This window comes from Anaerocolumna aminovalerica, from assembly GCF_900115365.1.
Taxonomy (GTDB): Bacteria; Bacillota; Clostridia; order Lachnospirales; family Lachnospiraceae; genus Anaerocolumna; species Anaerocolumna aminovalerica.
In genome coordinates this window covers 31,238-47,060 of the sequence record NZ_FOWD01000023.1, presented here as the reverse complement: position 1 = coordinate 47,060, position 15,823 = coordinate 31,238, and the positions used below count along the sequence as shown (strand labels likewise).

Genomic DNA, 15,823 nt, shown 5'->3' with positions numbered 1-15,823 from the left:
GACTTTTTATACATTTCTTTAACCATCTTAGTATAAGAATATTTATAAAACATGTACCTTTTAACCCAAACAGTAAACCTCTGGATAATTCATAATGAGTTAGAATTACTTTGATTTTTTATTAAAATCAAAGCATTTCCTGTCATGAAATATAATCTTTTATCATAGGATTAGAGAGAGACACCCCTTTGGGGCGGTGCAATAGTTTGGGTCAGGAGGCTTTCCTATGGAGGATAAAAACCAAGAGGTATTTCGGCAATATAATATAAAAATCTATAGTACGTATAGAATCAGGGGGGCATTAATCCTAGAGACGGATAAGGGACTCAAGCTATTGAAGAGCTTTGAGAGCTCTAAAAACCGCGTAGAATTTGAAAATATTTTGCTTGAGCAATTAAGGGAACAAGACTACCCTTATGTTGATTTATATGTACGAAATGCCGCCGGTGAGATTATCACTGAGGATTCTATGAATAATCGATATGTATTAAAAAACTGGTTTCCAGGTGAAGAGTGTAACTTAAGAGATGAAGCTGATGTAGCGGATGCCGCAACGAACCTTGGGGTAATCCATTCTTTGTTACGTGAGGTTAACTTAAGTGAGGAACAGGTCTTATACAATTCAAGTGGAAATCTTATTGAATTGTTTGAAAAAAGAAACAGAGAACTAAAGAGGGTAAGAAGTTATATTCGTGATAAAAGAAAAAAAAACGAGTTTGAGATGTGTTATATGAATTGTTATGATGATTTTTACCAGGAGGCCTTGGAAGCAACTGAGCTGCTGGAGAACTCTAATTACAAGAATATGTTTCAGGAAGCCACTTTAAACAGGCATATATGTCATGGAAGCTACACGTATCATAATGTAATTATGCTTAAGGCAAATCGGATGTCTTGTGAACAGAACAATCCATTTATTTGGGATAAAGCCAATGAGCTAAATAGTATCCCATATAAAGAACACAAAGAGGGGTTATCCGCAGCAGGACTTCGAAGCCCGACCATAAATACCAATATGGCAACAACCAATTTTGACAAAGCCAATGTTGGAATTCAAATTACTGATTTATACCAGTTTATGCGAAAAGTAATGGAGAAGAATGATTGGGATTTGGATTTTGGAAGCATGATATTAGAAGCATATAATAATATACTTCCTTTAAGCAGAGATGAACAGAAACTGTTATATATTTTACTGTTATATCCAGAAAAGTTCTGGAAGATTACGAATTTCTATTATAATAGTAAAAAGTCCTGGGTACCTCAAAGAAATATTCAAAAATTAATTGGAATTGTGGAACAAAAGGATAGAAAGAGACAATTTCTTGACTGTTTGGAGCGGACATTTTGTTGATTATAAATAGTATATAGATAAACTTCTGGAAAATGCTGTTGCCCCTTGGGTTGTAACAGCATTTTCCTTTATTGTAAATTATCCTGAGTCAAAATATTCCCTAAGATTGTAACTTCAGCAAATAGTTATTTATGCTTAATGGAATTGGCTCCATGGTAAAAATTGCTTATGGGTACATTATTATCATTGAATTAATAATTGGGATAGTCTATAATAATAAAAAAGTATAAAATAGTACCAGGATAACGCTAACATAGGATAAGAGAGGTAAACCAGGGGTATATGGATAATAATTACTTTAACGAAAAAACGAAAGGGATAGAAAAGGGATTTCCAATTATTTTAGGAATTGGGTGCTTTATTATTATAGTGGCTGCATTTATGGCGATTCCTAAAGGACAAGGCAGGGGAAGTGCGAAAACCTTGCTTTCAGCTGGTAAAGAGTCTGATGGAGAAGAACAAACAGCCAGTCTGGATTTTGATAAACAAATAATAGGTGTATTAAAAGAAGTGAACCGGGAAAACAACAGTATCACTTTATTTGATGTGAAAAAGAAAGAAGATATTGTTGTGAATTATAACAGCGGAACCATTATATATGATAAGTATGAACAGGCATTAGTATTAGAGCAACTGAAATTAGGAGAGCTGGTAGATGCTTATTACAATATGGATAACCTTGGGCTGGTTAAGCTTCAAATATCTAACCAGACCTGGGAATATAAGAATGCAAGTAATTGGGGAATAGATACCATTAATAAAATATTTTCCATCGGAGACAATAAATATAAATATGACAGGAATATTAGTATACTCAGCAAAGATACTTTCTTGAAGCCGGAAGATCTGCACGAAAAAGACTTGCTGACTATAAAAGGCTTTGACAGAGAGATTTTTTCTATTCAGATAACGAAAGGCCACGGAACCATAACCTTTGAAGACTATGAAGATTTTATAGGAGGAATTGCGTATATAGGTAATGACGCCATTCTACCAATCACTGAGGATATGGTTGTTACTGTCCGAGAAGGTGAATATGAGGTTACCTTGGAAAATGGTAGTTTAGCAGGTACCAAAACTGCTCGTCTAAAAAGGGATGAAAATGTTTTGCTAAATATGGGTGAATATAGAAAGCCTGCGGTAAAGTCCAGTTTGGTATCCTTTGAGATCTTACCGGAAGGGGCAGAATTATACATAGATGATGTAATTCAATCCTATAATGAACCAATTAAGTTAGAATATGGAGAACATATGGCCAAAGTTATCCTTAAAGGATACGAAACCTATGAAAATACCATCATAGTGGACGAAGCAAGTAAAAACATTGTAATTGAGTTAGAGGTTCCCCTTGAGGATTTGGATGATTCCGACGGCTACACCTCAGGCCGAACAGATAACGGAGAAGAAAGAGATACCGGGAATTCCGATGATGATAGACCAAGTTCTAAAGGAGGAAAACAGGTTTCCGGTCAGCTCATCTATGTATTAGAACCGGAGGGTGCTTCCGTATATCTGGATGGAGAGCTAAAAGGTATTGCACCGGTAAGCTTCCCCAAAATAACCGGTAATCATTATATTACTCTGATAAAAAGCGGGTACGAAACCAAAACCTATACCATTGAGGCTACCAATGATGGTGAGGATGCATATTTTAATTTTCCGGAAATGTTAAAACAGTAGACAGTGGGAGATTAATAAATAAAAGAAGGTAATCAAAGAATGTTATATATTTTCTAAAGAATCTCCCAAGGAACTCCGCATGATTTTATACCATACATCATAAAATGAAATGAGGAATTCCTTTGGAGGAAATAATGAAAAGGTTTAAAATGATAGTATTACTATTAGGAGTGATAGGAGCAGGTTTGATATTTACTTCATGTAAAGGGGAAAATACGGATGTGAAAAAAATTCGAGACCTGGAGTTTACAGTTGTAGAGGATGCAGATGTTCCTGAACCGTTAATGGAAATCATTAATGAAAAGAAGGCACAGCCCTTTAAAATGCATTATAAAAACACAGATTTTTTATACATAGTAGTAGGATATGGTGAGCAGTCCACCGGCGGATATAGTATATCGGTGGATGAACTATTCTTAACCTCCAATGCCATATATATAGATACTAATTTAATTGGCCCGTCACAAGACGAATTCGTAGCCAATGCGACAACATATCCCTATGTTGTAGTAAAAACCGAGTTTTTAGATAAGCCGGTAGTGTTTAATTAAACTTCTACTTATAAATATTCTATTTTTCAAATCATGTCCTTCTGAAATGCCAGCTTAACTGCTTAGTATTTCTGAAGGACAATAAAAATATTCTTAAATCTTTCCACTTATTTCTCATAAATTAATAATAAAATAATGTTGACAGAAGAGAAATATGTATATATTGTATATTTCTGTAAAGAAATTTTGAGAAAGTTTGTGTATTATTTATGCTATTTTTCTCCAGAAGCAGAAACTTCGTTTGGATATTCCACTAAAAAAGGAAAGAAAATTATAAAAACTTATCTAAATTTATGTACGCAAGTTGGCTGAAATTATTGAATTGTCTGAAAATTCATTGACAAATCATTAAATTTATGGTATAGTGGCAATAGTTGCATTTTCGACACACTTGTTCAAATGGTTATAATAGATAGAATATAACCTGGTGATACAGAGTTACCACTAGCAAGGAGGCTATTATATGATAAAGCAAGCAGATGTTAGCAGAGTTCGTAGAGAAGTAGTAAATAACATTGGAAGAAGAGTTAAGATAAAAGCAAACAAGGGCCGACATAAAATTGACATTACAGAAGGTATTATTTCTGAAACATATCCAAGTATATTTTTAATTACAATTGATGATGGAAATAGCGATTCGGTAAAAACTATGACTTTTAGTTATACCGATGTACTGACAAAAGATGTACAGATGATGCTTTGTTCATAAAAGTATAGAACGCCTGGGGCTGTTGCAAACAATAAACTATTATTGTTTCAACAGCCCCAGGCATTTTTTTATTCATTTGCAGTGTAATTCTTATACATAAATATTACTCCTTGTGAATAAGATATGGTATAAGACAAGGAGGGATTTTTTGTGGAGCTGATTAAGAAAAATATTCACATGAATAAAATAAAATGTCGAAGCAGCCTTCAGCTAACTTTGGATGACGACTTTAATGTTCCGGATGTCAAACCTGATATTTATAAAATAATTAAAGAACAAGGGGATATTAAGATTACTGATGTAAAAATGTTAAATGGTAAATTAATGGTAAAGGGCTCCCTTTGCTTTAATATGTTATATTTATCCGAAGAAAATGGAAGACCGATACATAATATTTCAGGAGAAGTACCTTTTGATGAAGTAATACAATTAGATGATGCCTGTGTTGGCGATGAAGCGATAGTCACCTGGGAATTGGAAGACCTTTCAATGGGACTGATTAATTCAAGGAAAATCAGCGTAAGATCCATACTCCGGCTTACAGTTATAGTGGAAGAATTATATGACGAAGCAACTGCCATATCCATTGAAGGCGATGATGATGTTCAGTTTTTAACAAAGAATATAACTGTAACAGATGTAGCGGTTGATAAGAAAGACACTTACCGCATTAAAGATCAAATCCATCTTCCGTCCAATAAAAGTAATATATCGCAAAATCTATATAATGAAGTTGAATTAAGAAATCCTGAAGTAAGGCTTCAGGATAACAAGTTTATGGTTAAGGGTGAAATAGTAGTATTTGTTATTTATGCAAGTGAAGACGAAGAAAATCCTGTTGAATATTTAGAGACAGAGCTTCCTTTTAGCGCCTCCATTGACTGCAACGGTTGTACAGAAGATATGATTGATAACATCGGATTCTCAATTGCCAATAAGAATCTGGAAATTATGCCGGATGTGGACGGAGAAGAAAGAATCATAGATTTAGAAGTGGTTCTTGAAATGGATATTAAAATATACGAAGAAGAAGAACTGGAAATGTTACATGACGTTTATTCTCCTTCTAAAGAACTGACTCCTATTAGAAAAGATGCACATTATGAAAACTTATTAGTTAAAAACAACAGTAAAGTCAGAGTAAATGACCGAATCAAAGTAACGAATAATCAACCGGGAATACTTCAAATCTGCCATGCCTCCGGAGAAGTGAAAATGGATGAGATCAATTTGGTAGATAACGGATTAGAAGTAAACGGTGTGCTGGAAGTTCAGATTCTCTACATATGTGCTGATGATAACAGACCTCTAAATGTATTAAAAGGCTTAATACCATTTACACAGGTAATTGATGTAAAAGATATAAAACCATCCAGCATTTATCAGGTTAAATCAGGCTTAGAGCAGCTTAGTGTTATGATGCTGGACAGTGAAGAAATAGAAGTAAAATCTGGTATCGGTTTAAATACCATTGTATTTGATGTGTTACAAGAGCCTATTATTACTGACATTGAAGTGTCAGGCCTGGACTATGAAATGTTCCAGTCTATGCCAAGCGTTGTAGGCTACATAGTAAAAGGCAACGATACTTTATGGGACGTTGCTAAGAAATATTATACTACTATTGACAAGATCAAAGAACTAAACGGATTGGAAGGCGACCACATTAAACTTGGTGACAAACTCCTTATAATGAAAAAAGTCGATAAACTGATATAGATAAGGGAAATTTAGATTATTAGCGAACGTACGCTTTGTATACTTAATAGTAGTGTAGAACTTCGAGAATAGGGAATATAGGTTTTTTGTTCCATAGAATTTTCCTATGGAACAAAAAACCTATATTCCCTATTCTCAAAATTCCATTTAAGTTATTGAGGGCAAAGCAGTGTATCCCTATTTCAATTTCCGTACCATAGAACGGGGTTTTTATTCTTCTCCAACCAACATATGTATAAAAACGCTTCGTCAACTACCATTTCATCAAAAATACTATACTTTATTTCTTGTCATACTTCCACATAAAGCACTGTTAAGTATAACCGAAAATGTGGTATAATTTTTTGTGAAATAAGAATTGGATACGAAGCGAATTTATATAGTCATCAAGGAGGGGTGTTGTGAAAGGGTTTAATAGGAATGATTTACTTTTTTCTTTATGTGGACTTAATTGTACTCTATGTGTAATGAAGTTGGATAATTATTGTCCCGGTTGTGGTGGCGGGCAAGGTAATCAAGGATGCCCTATTGCAAGGTGTAGTTTACAGCATCAAAATATAGAATACTGTTTTCAATGTATAGAATATCCTTGTGAAAAGTACAATGGTATAGATGAGTTTGACTCTTTTATTACACATCGTAATCAGCTGAAAGATATGGAAAAAGCACAGTTAATTGGTATGAAAAAGTATCATCTAGAGTTGACAGAAAAGAATGATATACTTAAATATTTACTGGAAAATTATAACGATGGGCGGAGAAAAAGCTTCTTTTGTATTGCTGTGAATCTCTTGGATATTCAAGATTTAAGAGAAATTGTTGATAGAATTAAGATTTGTACTACTTCTACAGATTTAGCTCTTAAAGAAAAAGCTGCTATTGCTGTCAAACTTTTCCAAACAATAGCACAAGAGAAAAACATTGTACTGAAACTTAATAAGAAACCATCTAAAACATAATTGATTAGTTGTAATTATAGCTAGACCTTATAAAGTAAAACAGCTTTGCCCTTATAAGACTACCTTGACCAACGAGAGTATGGGATGTGTGGAACAAGACCCACACATCCCATACTCTTGTTGGTCTGAATAACCTCTAATTGGCAACGGGTCCTGAGACTAAAATACTACTCTTTTGCAGAAGGGCTTTTCCAAGCATTGAGTTTTTCTATGGCAGAGTCAATCGTTTTCTTACAGATTTCAGGAAGCTCTCCGCCCCAGGCTTTCTTAGCTGCTTCAAAGCCTTTTTGGATGGCAGCTATCATTTCATCGGCTTTTTCGGGGTTTCCGCCAGTTAGGGCTTTGGCAAAGGAAACCAATCTATCGGAGGTTTGCTCAACCCCCCAGTAGCCATTTTCGCTGATATCATTTTGTGCCTGTTTAGCAGTTTCAGGATCAATATTAACTTTTCCTTCTCTTAATAGGTGGTATATATTAGTGCTTTCTAAGGTTTGACCTTGCTTAAGAAGCATTTTTTTAACCAGGTCAGTTAATTGCTTTTCTCTCTTTTCCAGATCTGCTTTTAATCTATCAATGGTTGCAGTGTCTTGGGTATAAGATGCTTTTTGTGTATTACTGTCCCCTTTTTCATAAATGGCAGCAGAAGATTGATTTTCTTCTTTGGCTGTTGGTACTTCTTTTGATTTTGGGGTACTTGATTTTCTTTCAACTGAAGTGGATCTTAAAACTCCATTAACGTTCATTAACGTAACCTCCTTTGTAAAATACTTTGTATTCCTTATATCGGAAGTATCATACAAATTTATTAGCATCTGGTTGAAATAGGTTAGTTAAATAAACTTGTTTGCCTAATGGGCTTACTTTAAAATCGTAAAAAGCCTTTTCCGCTGTTTTTATATCATCAAATAAACCGAATACAGTTGGTCCGCTGCCGCTCATTAGGGACACGATGGCTCCATTTTCCAGCATTCTGGTTTTTATATCATTAATAATAGGGTATTCTTTTTCCGTAACCGTTTCTAATACATTGCCAAAAAGTTTTGAAGCACCGTAAAGGTCCTGTTCTTTTATGTGTTTCATAATACCATCAATATCCGGATGATTGGTAGAAGAGTCTAAGTGCAGATTCTCATATACGAATTTTGTAGATACATTAATATTAGGCTTTACAATAAGTACGTGACAGGAAGGGAAAGGGGGCAGGGGTGTAAGTATTTCTCCGATTCCTTCCGACAATGCGGTACCTCTCATTACGCAATAAGGTACATCTGCTCCGATTTGAACAGCTAGTTTTAATAATTCTTCGTTGCTTAATTTCAGATGAAACAATCGGTTCATACCATATAAAGTGGTGGCTGCATCTGTACTGCCTCCGGCCATTCCTGCGGCTACAGGAATTCGTTTTTCCAAATGGATGTAAACGCCATCCTTGATCTGGTAAGTTTCCTTCATTAAAGCAGCCGCCTTATATACTAAATTATTTTTATCGGTAGGCAAATAGTGAAGGTTTGTTTTCACTTTTATAGATGGATTATTGGTGGGATTTATGGAGATTTTGTCGTAAAGGCCAATGGTCTGCATAATCATGCGGACTTCATGATATCCATCTTCTCTTTTTCTGATAACATCCAAACCAAGGTTTATTTTTGCATAAGCTTTTAATCTTACAGTATCCATAGGCAACTCCTGTTTTCTTCTCTAAAAAAGGCTGTTGATGTTTTACCACAGCCTCTATGTTAAAATATGATTTATTTTATGCATTATATATCCAATAAAATTAAAGGATAACTTAATTATATACATTGCCCTCCTATTTTGCAATAGTTACAATTTATGGTTACATTCTGTTTGTTTTTATTTGTTATCTATCCATTTATCTAAGAAGGAGAATAATTTAAAGCTTACCTTTACCTTAACTTTTTCTTTGTCGTTTTTATTAGAGAATATAGAGTCATATTCTTCTTCTGTTAAAACATATTTTAATTCCTCTTTGGAACTTTCAGGGATAACATTATAAGTAGCATCCACAAAACACAAAGGAGGGAACATAATGCACCACCAGTTTCTTCCTGTAGCAGAACCAAGTTCTATTCTTACCGCTTCATATTCTCCGGGAGGGAGGGTTAAGTCGCCATATACCTTCAGTGGAAAGTATCCTTTTTCAATAGAGGCGGAAGCTGTGTAAGTAAAACCATTTTCTTGAATGATTTTATCAGAGAGTTCCTCTAAATGATATAATTCTTCACTTAATATATTTCTGGCTTCGGTAATATCACTTGCTTTATCTAATTTAGGCTGAAGAGCTCTTGTAACGGCATCTTTTACTTTTAGCTTTAATGCCTGATCCTCTTCGGAATCACTGTTTGCAATAACATGGAACCGTAGTATTTCCTGTGCGATACCCTGTTGAATTCGTAATTCTCTATCTGTTTCGGTACTTTGACTGACATCGTTATGTATGTTGGTGGAAATGGAATCCTGTTGTTTAAAGGAAGTATGTTCCGTCCATATCATGCCTTCATTTTGAAGGTGATAAATAATATAGAATATAGTTATGATTAGTATTAAGCAAGATGGGATTATTTTTTGGAACATATGATCCGTTGTACAGTAAAGATTTCTTTTTTTATGTGGGTAATGGTCTTTCATTTTATAACCTAGCTCCTTTCACAGGTTGAAAGAATTGCTTTGAGATTTTCTTTCAATCTTCCAAACATGATGCCGCTTTGCGGTATCTTTAAATTTCCTATCTTTTATAAATGGATTAATCTATTGACTAGAGTATTACCAGAAACCGGACAGATAAACAGGAAGAGGAAAGCTTTTTTAGATTGTAAAAATCCTAAAAAATTACTATTGATTCCCGGATAGAAGTATGATATACTAACCGTAGTTGTAAACAACATAGTAAGACGACGTGTTACTGGTAGTGCAGGCAAGATCGGATTGAAGCGTTCTGGAGAAAGCAGTGCTTTTTCAATGGATTCCGTTTCAATTGGATCTTTTTTTGTGTGCACCTTTTCCCTAACCGGCCAATTAGTGGAATGAATAATTACCTTTGAAAGGAAGAAATTATGGATTATAATAAGATAGCAAAGGATATTTTAGATAGTGTGGGCGGCCCGTCCAACGTAAAAGAACTGACCCATTGCTTTACAAGATTAAGGTTTGTTCTTCGGGATTCCGGGAAAGCGGACAAGGCTGCCTCGGAAAAGCTGGAAGGGGTGATCTCCGTTATGGAAAGCGGCGGGCAGTTCCAGGTGGTATTAGGAGCCAAAGTAACAAAAATATATGATGCTCTGCTGCCTTTTCTGTCCCTGGAAGAAAATAATTCCGGAGAAAGAGAACCTGTGAAGGGTAATATTTGGAACCGTCTGCTTATTGCGGTTTCCACCATGTTTACCCCCATGGTTCCGGCTATTGCAGCCTCCGGTTTAATGAAGGGTTTCCTAACCATTGCCAAAATTATAGCAGCCAATAACGGCGGGGATATTACCGTGAATCAGACCTATATTATCCTGCTTGCGGCCACGGATGCGATTTTTTACTTTATGCCTTTGATCCTGGCTTATTCCTGCGCCAAAGTATTTAAAGCAAATGAATTTATTGCCATGGCTCTGGGCGGTACCATGTGTTATCCCGCTATTGTTTCCCTGATGACAGGGGAAGAGGCGGTTCAAATGTTTGGAATGGAAATAACAAAGGCAAATTATGCCTCTTCCGTTATCCCGATTATTATCGGTGTTTTTATCCTTTCTTATATACAGAAATTTTTAGAGAAGATCATACCGGAAGTACTGAAAATCATACTGGTTCCGGGTATTTCCCTGTTTGTAATGGTGCCTGCCACATTTATGGTTTTCGGGCCGGTGGGAATTTATATCGGTAATGCAATCAACTTCTTATATACCGGAATGATGAATATCAGCCCGATTCTATGCGGAGCCTTTGTGGGGGGCATGTGGTGTGTATTTGTAGTGTTTGGTGCCCATAGGGCATTACTGCCCATCGGTATCAATGATGTGGCACAGTTCGGGCACCAGAATCTCCTGGCCTTTGCAGGAGCGGCTAATTTTTCCCAGGGCGGAGCTGCCTTAGGGGTAATGCTTAAGACCCGTGACAGGAATTTAAAAACCGTGGCGGCATCTTCTACCATTTCCGCAGCTGTCTGCGGTATAACCGAACCTGCAATTTACGGGTGTAATTTAAGGTTAAAGAAGCCTATGGTATGTGCAATTATCTCCGGAGCAATAGGCGGGGCCATAATGGGTGCCGGCGGTGTGTACGGTGACGCATTTGCCAATAACGGTGTCCTGACGTTAGCCACCTATGCGGCTTTTGGACTTACCAAATTTTTATTTTACCTGATTGGTATCGGGGTGGCTTTTTTCGGGGCTGCGATTTTAACTTATTTTGTCGGTTTTGACGATTTGGGAACAGGAAAAAGGACAATATCAAAACCAGAAACTAAGGATGTAATCATTCCAAAAGATACGGATATAACAATTGCCTCACCGGTGGAAGGGAAGGCTGTCGCCCTTTCTAATGTTAAGGATGAAGTATTTTCATCGGAAGCTTTGGGAAAAGGAATTGCCGTCATACCGGATAAGGGGGAAGTACTCGCACCGGCCGATTGTACCGTAGCAATGATTTATCCGACTTTACATGCACTGGGCCTGAAACTGGATAACGGGGCGGAATTAATCATACATGTAGGAATTGACACTGTAAATTTGGATGGTAAATATTTTAAAAAACATGTAGAAGAAGGTTCCCATGTCGGAAAGGGTACAAAATTAATTTCCTTTGACATGGATAAAATAAAGGCGGCAGGTTTTGATACCTCAGTTATGGTTGTTGTAAGCAATACGGATGAATATGCTGCCGTAGTTGGGATTGAAAGGGAGCGGGCTGCTATAAACAGTGATATTATCAGGCTGTCGGTTTAATCGGGCCAGAAAGGAGTTTTATATATGGAGAAACAATTTCCGGAGAATTTTTTATGGGGGGCTTCTTCTTCCGCTTTCCAGATTGAAGGGGGCTGGGAGGAAGACGGCAAAGGGAAAACGGTGGCGGACTTTAATTCCTTCAAACGTTCCCATATCCAGGCAGACAGCAAGGTAGCCAGTGATTTCTACCATAATTGGAGGGAAGATATTCTGCTTATGAAAGAACTGGGTCTTAAAATTTACCGGTTTTCCATAGCCTGGGCCAGGATTATTCCCGACGGGGACGGGGAAGTCAATTTAAAAGGGGTAGAGTTCTATAATCAGGTCATTGACTGCCTCCTGGAAAACGACATTATGCCTTTTATCACTTTATATCACTTTGACCTGCCCTATGCCCTGGTAGAAAAATACAATGGCTGGGAGTCCAGGGAGTGCGTCTATGCCTTTGAACGTTATGCCAAAATCTGTTTTGAAGCTTACGGCGACAGGGTAAAATACTGGCAGGTCCATAATGAGCAGAATTTAATGGTGCGTGTGGATGAACGTATGAATATTTATGTGGATGATGCCTGGGAAGCCGATAGAATGAGGGCACAAATGGATTACCACATGTTTCTGGCACATGCCCTGGCAGTGAATGCCTGCCACAGCCTGGTGAAGGACGGTAAAATAGGTCCGGCGGTTTCTTCTACCTGCACCTATCCCTACAGCAACAAACCGGAGGATGTATGGGCAGCCAAGATGAATGACTGGTTTAAGACAAATTACTGCCTGGATATCCATTTTACCGGGGAATATCCGGGATATTACATGCGTTATTTAAAACTTAGAAATATCGTCCCTGTCATGGAAGAAGGGGATAAGGAACTCTTAAAAAGTGCAAAAATGGATTATATTGCACTGAACTACTACAGGACCCTGTGCGCCAGATATCTGCCTGTGGATGAAGAGCACCCCGAAGGCAGCCGTGTATGCAGGACCAACGAAGTGGATTTTGACCAGTATGGGTATTTCCGGGATGAAAAAAACATCAATCTCCTTGCCAGTGAGTACGGTGCACAGATTGATCCCATGGGTCTCCGTATTGTTTTAAATGAATATTACCAGCGCTACAGACTGCCGTTAATTATTACGGAAAACGGTTTGGGCACCGGGGATATACTGACGGAAGATAAAAAAGTACATGACGACTACCGTATTGCCTATCTCCGTGACCACATTAAAGCCTGTGCCCTGGCCATAGAGGACGGTGTAGAACTGTTTGGCTATTCCCCATGGTCCGTTATGGATCTGTTAAGTTCCCACCAGGGCTTTAAAAAGCGTTACGGATTTATTTATGTGGATAGGGATGATCATGACCTGAAGCAATTGGAACGTATCAGGAAAGATAGTTTCTATTGGTATAAAGAGGTAATCGAAACAAATGGGGAAAGTATATAAAAGAAACTGTAATCAGTTTCTTTGGAAATATGATAATATAGCTATGGTGAGCTTTATTATCATATTTCTATGTTTTAACTCCTGATTTAGACAGTGCGGCTGCCTGGGGCATGCAATTAAAAAAGCAGCAACGGCAATTTGTACGCAATTGTAAAATACAACAGGAGAAGATGATAAAGGGTTTTCAGAATAAGAAGCATGGGGTGTGGAAATGCGAGTCATAAAGGTATTGAATAATTCATTGATACTTGCCCTGGATGATAACGGCCATGAGATTATCCTCATGGGCAAAGGAATAGGGTTTAATAAAGCAATTGGCCACCAGCTGCGGAAAGAGGAAGTCGAAAAGGTATTTGTCATGAAAGACCGGGATATATCCAAAAGTATTATCCGTCTGGCATCCGAAATAGACAGCAGGTTTTTTGAACTGGCTAAAACGGTAATTGATTATGCGGTTGACAATTATCATATGGAGCTGATGGAACATATCTATCTGTCTTTGACCGACCATCTGTCCTTTGTGGTAAAACGGGTGGAAAAAGGTATTGTCCTGGAAAATTTCTATATTTCCGAGATGAAAAAATTCAGTCCCAACGAATACCAGGTGGGTATTTTTGCCCTGGGTCTTATCAAAGAAAAACTGGGACTAGACTTACCCGTGGATGAAGCAGGCAATATTGCATTTCATTTTATCAATGCACAGCATAACAATCCATATAATGCAAATAACCGGATTATTATCGAAACGGTAAAGGATATTCTGGATATTGTGAAATATAACTTTAAAATTAATTATAATGAAGAAAGCACCGCCTATTCCAGATTTATTACCCATTTAAGATTGTTTGTACAAAGGCTGCTTACCCATTGCCAGCTGCCTGAGGAACAGAATGATTTTCTGTATGATCAGATCGTGTTAAATTGCGGGAAGGAATACGCCTGCGTAAAGAAAATAGGCAAATACATTAAAGAAAAGTTCGGGAGTACCCTGACGGCGCCGGAAGAATTATACCTTACCATTCATATCCACCGGGTGTTGGGAGAACATTATGGAAAAAGAGGCAGTGAAGATGGACCAGTTTCACAAGAATGAGAATTTACTTCAGAATAAGAAGGGAATGCCAAGGAATCAGGAAATCATATTTTTAATTACAGTTACTTTATTCTGGTTTGCACAATATATTTATATTCCATACCAGACCATGTTTTTAACCGCACAGGGAGTTACGGGAAGTTTCATAGGAGTCATTGTAGGTGCATACGGTATATCCCAGTTAATCCTCCGCTTTCCCCTGGGGCTGATGGCAGACCTGGCAGGGCGGCATAAATATTTTATTGTCATCGGCGGCCTGGCTTCGGGAGCAGCCTCCCTTTTCCGGGTTTTACTGCCGGGAGGCTTAGGATTTTTAATAGCTAACTTACTGTCGGGCCTGGCTTCCTCCATGTGGATTTCCTTTATGGTTTTTTATACCAATGGCTTTTCGGTAAAAGAACAGCAGAAGGCAACCAGCCGTATTATATTTTTTAACAATTTAGGTATGCTCCTTGGATTTATTACAAGTACCCTGCTTTATGATAAAGCAGGGATGAAAACCATATGCAGCCTCAGCCTTGCAGGAGGGTTCCTTGCCTTTCTGTTTGGGCTTACCTTAAAGGAAACGCCGGAGAGGCGGGAGAAGATTCCGGTGAAGGAATTAATAAAGGCTTGCGGGGGAACGCGTATTTGGATATTTGCCCTGGCGGCCCTTATACAGCAGGGAATACAACTGTCAACCACTATGTCATTTACCACTCAGATCCTGAAGGACCTGGGGGCATCTGCAGCATTGGTGGGACTGGCTTCCATTGTGTATATGATCTGTGCGGTAGGTTTTGCAGGCTTTGCTTCTTCCCGGCTTTGTGCAAAGAGAGGGCCAAGATTTTGGATCCCGGCAGTATTTATCATTACGGCAATTTATTGCTTACTGGTTCCAACGGTAAATTCCATTGGGATTATATTTATGTTACAGATTCTGCCCGGTATGTCCACCGGTATTCTTTTTTCCTATACTGCTTCGGAGGCTATGAAAGAAGTCCCCAAAGAAAAGAAATCCACGGCGATGGGATTCTTCCAGGCAGTTTATGCAGTCGGTATGACCTTATTCCCTGTCATTACGGGAAATGTGGTGGCAAAATACAGTATGCAGGCAGGATATTTTGTCCTTGCAGGGATAGCTTTTACCGGGAGTATTTTCGTTTACATATTTTATAAAGTAAAGGATAAAGTCTGACCTGTAAATAGTATTATAAATACAGAAACTTCCAGTGCAAAAACTGCCCGGTCCGCTTATGCAAGTGGATACGGGCAGTTTTTGCCAGGCATTGTTTAAGGGTCCTATTTGTAAAAAATAAAATCAAATTCTGATTAACTCATCTTTGGTGAACTCCACCTATTTATTTCCTACAGTTAATTTACGCCGTCC

13 protein-coding genes are annotated in these 15,823 nt (G+C 37.6%); 10 read left to right on the top strand and 3 right to left on the bottom strand.

The genetic code is table 11. The features are described 5' to 3' along the window. Positions 1–226 precede the first annotated feature (226 nt). From BM183_RS13120 to BM183_RS13095, 6 genes are all read left to right on the top strand, one after another. Positions 227–1,354: a protein kinase family protein gene (locus BM183_RS13120; RefSeq protein WP_091687333.1), complete on the top strand. Its 1,128-nt coding sequence runs from the start codon at positions 227–229 to the stop codon at positions 1,352–1,354. A 282-nt stretch (positions 1,355–1,636) separates the two neighbouring features. Next, entirely contained in the window at positions 1,637–3,034 is a 1,398-nt protein-coding gene (locus BM183_RS13115; protein ID WP_091687332.1) for a PEGA domain-containing protein, read from the top strand. Between the two features lie 134 nt (positions 3,035–3,168). Further along, positions 3,169–3,585: a protease complex subunit PrcB family protein gene (locus tag BM183_RS13110; RefSeq protein ID WP_170848003.1), complete on the top strand. Its 417-nt coding sequence runs from the start codon at positions 3,169–3,171 to the stop codon at positions 3,583–3,585. A 463-nt stretch (positions 3,586–4,048) separates the two neighbouring features. Continuing rightward, positions 4,049–4,294: a Veg family protein gene (locus BM183_RS13105; RefSeq protein ID WP_242960992.1), complete on the top strand. Its 246-nt coding sequence runs from the start codon at positions 4,049–4,051 to the stop codon at positions 4,292–4,294. A 150-nt stretch (positions 4,295–4,444) separates the two neighbouring features. Next, positions 4,445–6,013 (top strand): DUF3794 and LysM peptidoglycan-binding domain-containing protein, encoded by a 1,569-nt coding sequence (locus tag BM183_RS13100; RefSeq protein ID WP_091687330.1) that lies wholly within the window; start codon positions 4,445–4,447, stop codon positions 6,011–6,013. A 401-nt stretch (positions 6,014–6,414) separates the two neighbouring features. Continuing rightward, a complete protein-coding gene (locus tag BM183_RS13095; protein WP_091687329.1) occupies positions 6,415–6,972 on the top strand; it encodes a DUF3795 domain-containing protein in 558 nt (185 codons plus the stop codon). Between the two features lie 167 nt (positions 6,973–7,139). Here BM183_RS13095 and BM183_RS13090 read toward each other — a convergent pair whose 3' ends face one another. From BM183_RS13090 to spoIIR, 3 genes are all read right to left on the bottom strand, one after another. Beyond that, positions 7,140–7,715 carry a hypothetical protein gene (locus BM183_RS13090; protein WP_091687328.1) on the bottom strand — a complete coding sequence of 192 codons (576 nt, stop codon included), beginning with the start codon at positions 7,713–7,715 and terminating at the stop codon, positions 7,140–7,142. Between the two features lie 49 nt (positions 7,716–7,764). After that, positions 7,765–8,649 (bottom strand): 4-(cytidine 5'-diphospho)-2-C-methyl-D-erythritol kinase, encoded by an 885-nt coding sequence (gene ispE, locus BM183_RS13085; RefSeq protein WP_091687327.1) that lies wholly within the window; start codon positions 8,647–8,649, stop codon positions 7,765–7,767. Positions 8,650–8,826: 177 nt separating this feature from the next. Next, entirely contained in the window at positions 8,827–9,621 is a 795-nt protein-coding gene (gene spoIIR, locus BM183_RS13080; protein ID WP_091687326.1) for a stage II sporulation protein R, read from the bottom strand. Between the two features lie 425 nt (positions 9,622–10,046). Here spoIIR and BM183_RS13075 point away from each other — a divergent pair, with 425 nt between their 5' ends. The 4 genes from BM183_RS13075 to BM183_RS13060 all read left to right on the top strand — a co-directional run bounded on the left by BM183_RS13075 (position 10,047) and on the right by BM183_RS13060 (position 15,631). Continuing rightward, positions 10,047–11,921, top strand: a complete 1,875-nt coding sequence (locus BM183_RS13075; RefSeq protein WP_091687325.1) for a beta-glucoside-specific PTS transporter subunit IIABC — start codon at positions 10,047–10,049, stop codon at positions 11,919–11,921. Positions 11,922–11,945: 24 nt separating this feature from the next. Next, a complete protein-coding gene (locus BM183_RS13070) occupies positions 11,946–13,361 on the top strand; it encodes a glycoside hydrolase family 1 protein (RefSeq protein ID WP_091687324.1) in 1,416 nt (471 codons plus the stop codon). Positions 13,362–13,572: 211 nt separating this feature from the next. Continuing rightward, the gene (locus BM183_RS13065; protein WP_091687323.1) at positions 13,573–14,454 is read left to right on the top strand and encodes a PRD domain-containing protein; all 882 of its coding nucleotides are present in this window, start codon (positions 13,573–13,575) and stop codon (positions 14,452–14,454) included. After that, a complete protein-coding gene (locus BM183_RS13060; protein WP_242960991.1) occupies positions 14,411–15,631 on the top strand; it encodes an MFS transporter in 1,221 nt (406 codons plus the stop codon). The genes BM183_RS13065 and BM183_RS13060 overlap by 44 nt, the downstream gene beginning before the upstream one ends. The last annotated feature ends 192 nt before the right edge of the window (positions 15,632–15,823 follow it).

Coding starts and splice junctions, on each gene's coding strand:
- ispE (WP_091687327.1), bottom strand. CDS start 8,649: ATGGATACTGTAAGATTAAAAGCTTATGCAAAAATAAACCTTGGTTTG.
- BM183_RS13105 (WP_242960992.1), top strand. CDS start 4,049: ATGATAAAGCAAGCAGATGTTAGCAGAGTTCGTAGAGAAGTAGTAAAT.
- BM183_RS13070 (WP_091687324.1), top strand. CDS start 11,946: ATGGAGAAACAATTTCCGGAGAATTTTTTATGGGGGGCTTCTTCTTCC.
- BM183_RS13110 (WP_170848003.1), top strand. CDS start 3,169: ATGAAAAGGTTTAAAATGATAGTATTACTATTAGGAGTGATAGGAGCA.
- BM183_RS13075 (WP_091687325.1), top strand. CDS start 10,047: ATGGATTATAATAAGATAGCAAAGGATATTTTAGATAGTGTGGGCGGC.
- BM183_RS13115 (WP_091687332.1), top strand. CDS start 1,637: ATGGATAATAATTACTTTAACGAAAAAACGAAAGGGATAGAAAAGGGA.
- spoIIR (WP_091687326.1), bottom strand. CDS start 9,621: ATGAAAGACCATTACCCACATAAAAAAAGAAATCTTTACTGTACAACG.
- BM183_RS13065 (WP_091687323.1), top strand. CDS start 13,573: ATGCGAGTCATAAAGGTATTGAATAATTCATTGATACTTGCCCTGGAT.
- BM183_RS13090 (WP_091687328.1), bottom strand. CDS start 7,715: ATGAACGTTAATGGAGTTTTAAGATCCACTTCAGTTGAAAGAAAATCA.
- BM183_RS13120 (WP_091687333.1), top strand. CDS start 227: ATGGAGGATAAAAACCAAGAGGTATTTCGGCAATATAATATAAAAATC.
- BM183_RS13060 (WP_242960991.1), top strand. CDS start 14,411: ATGGAAAAAGAGGCAGTGAAGATGGACCAGTTTCACAAGAATGAGAAT.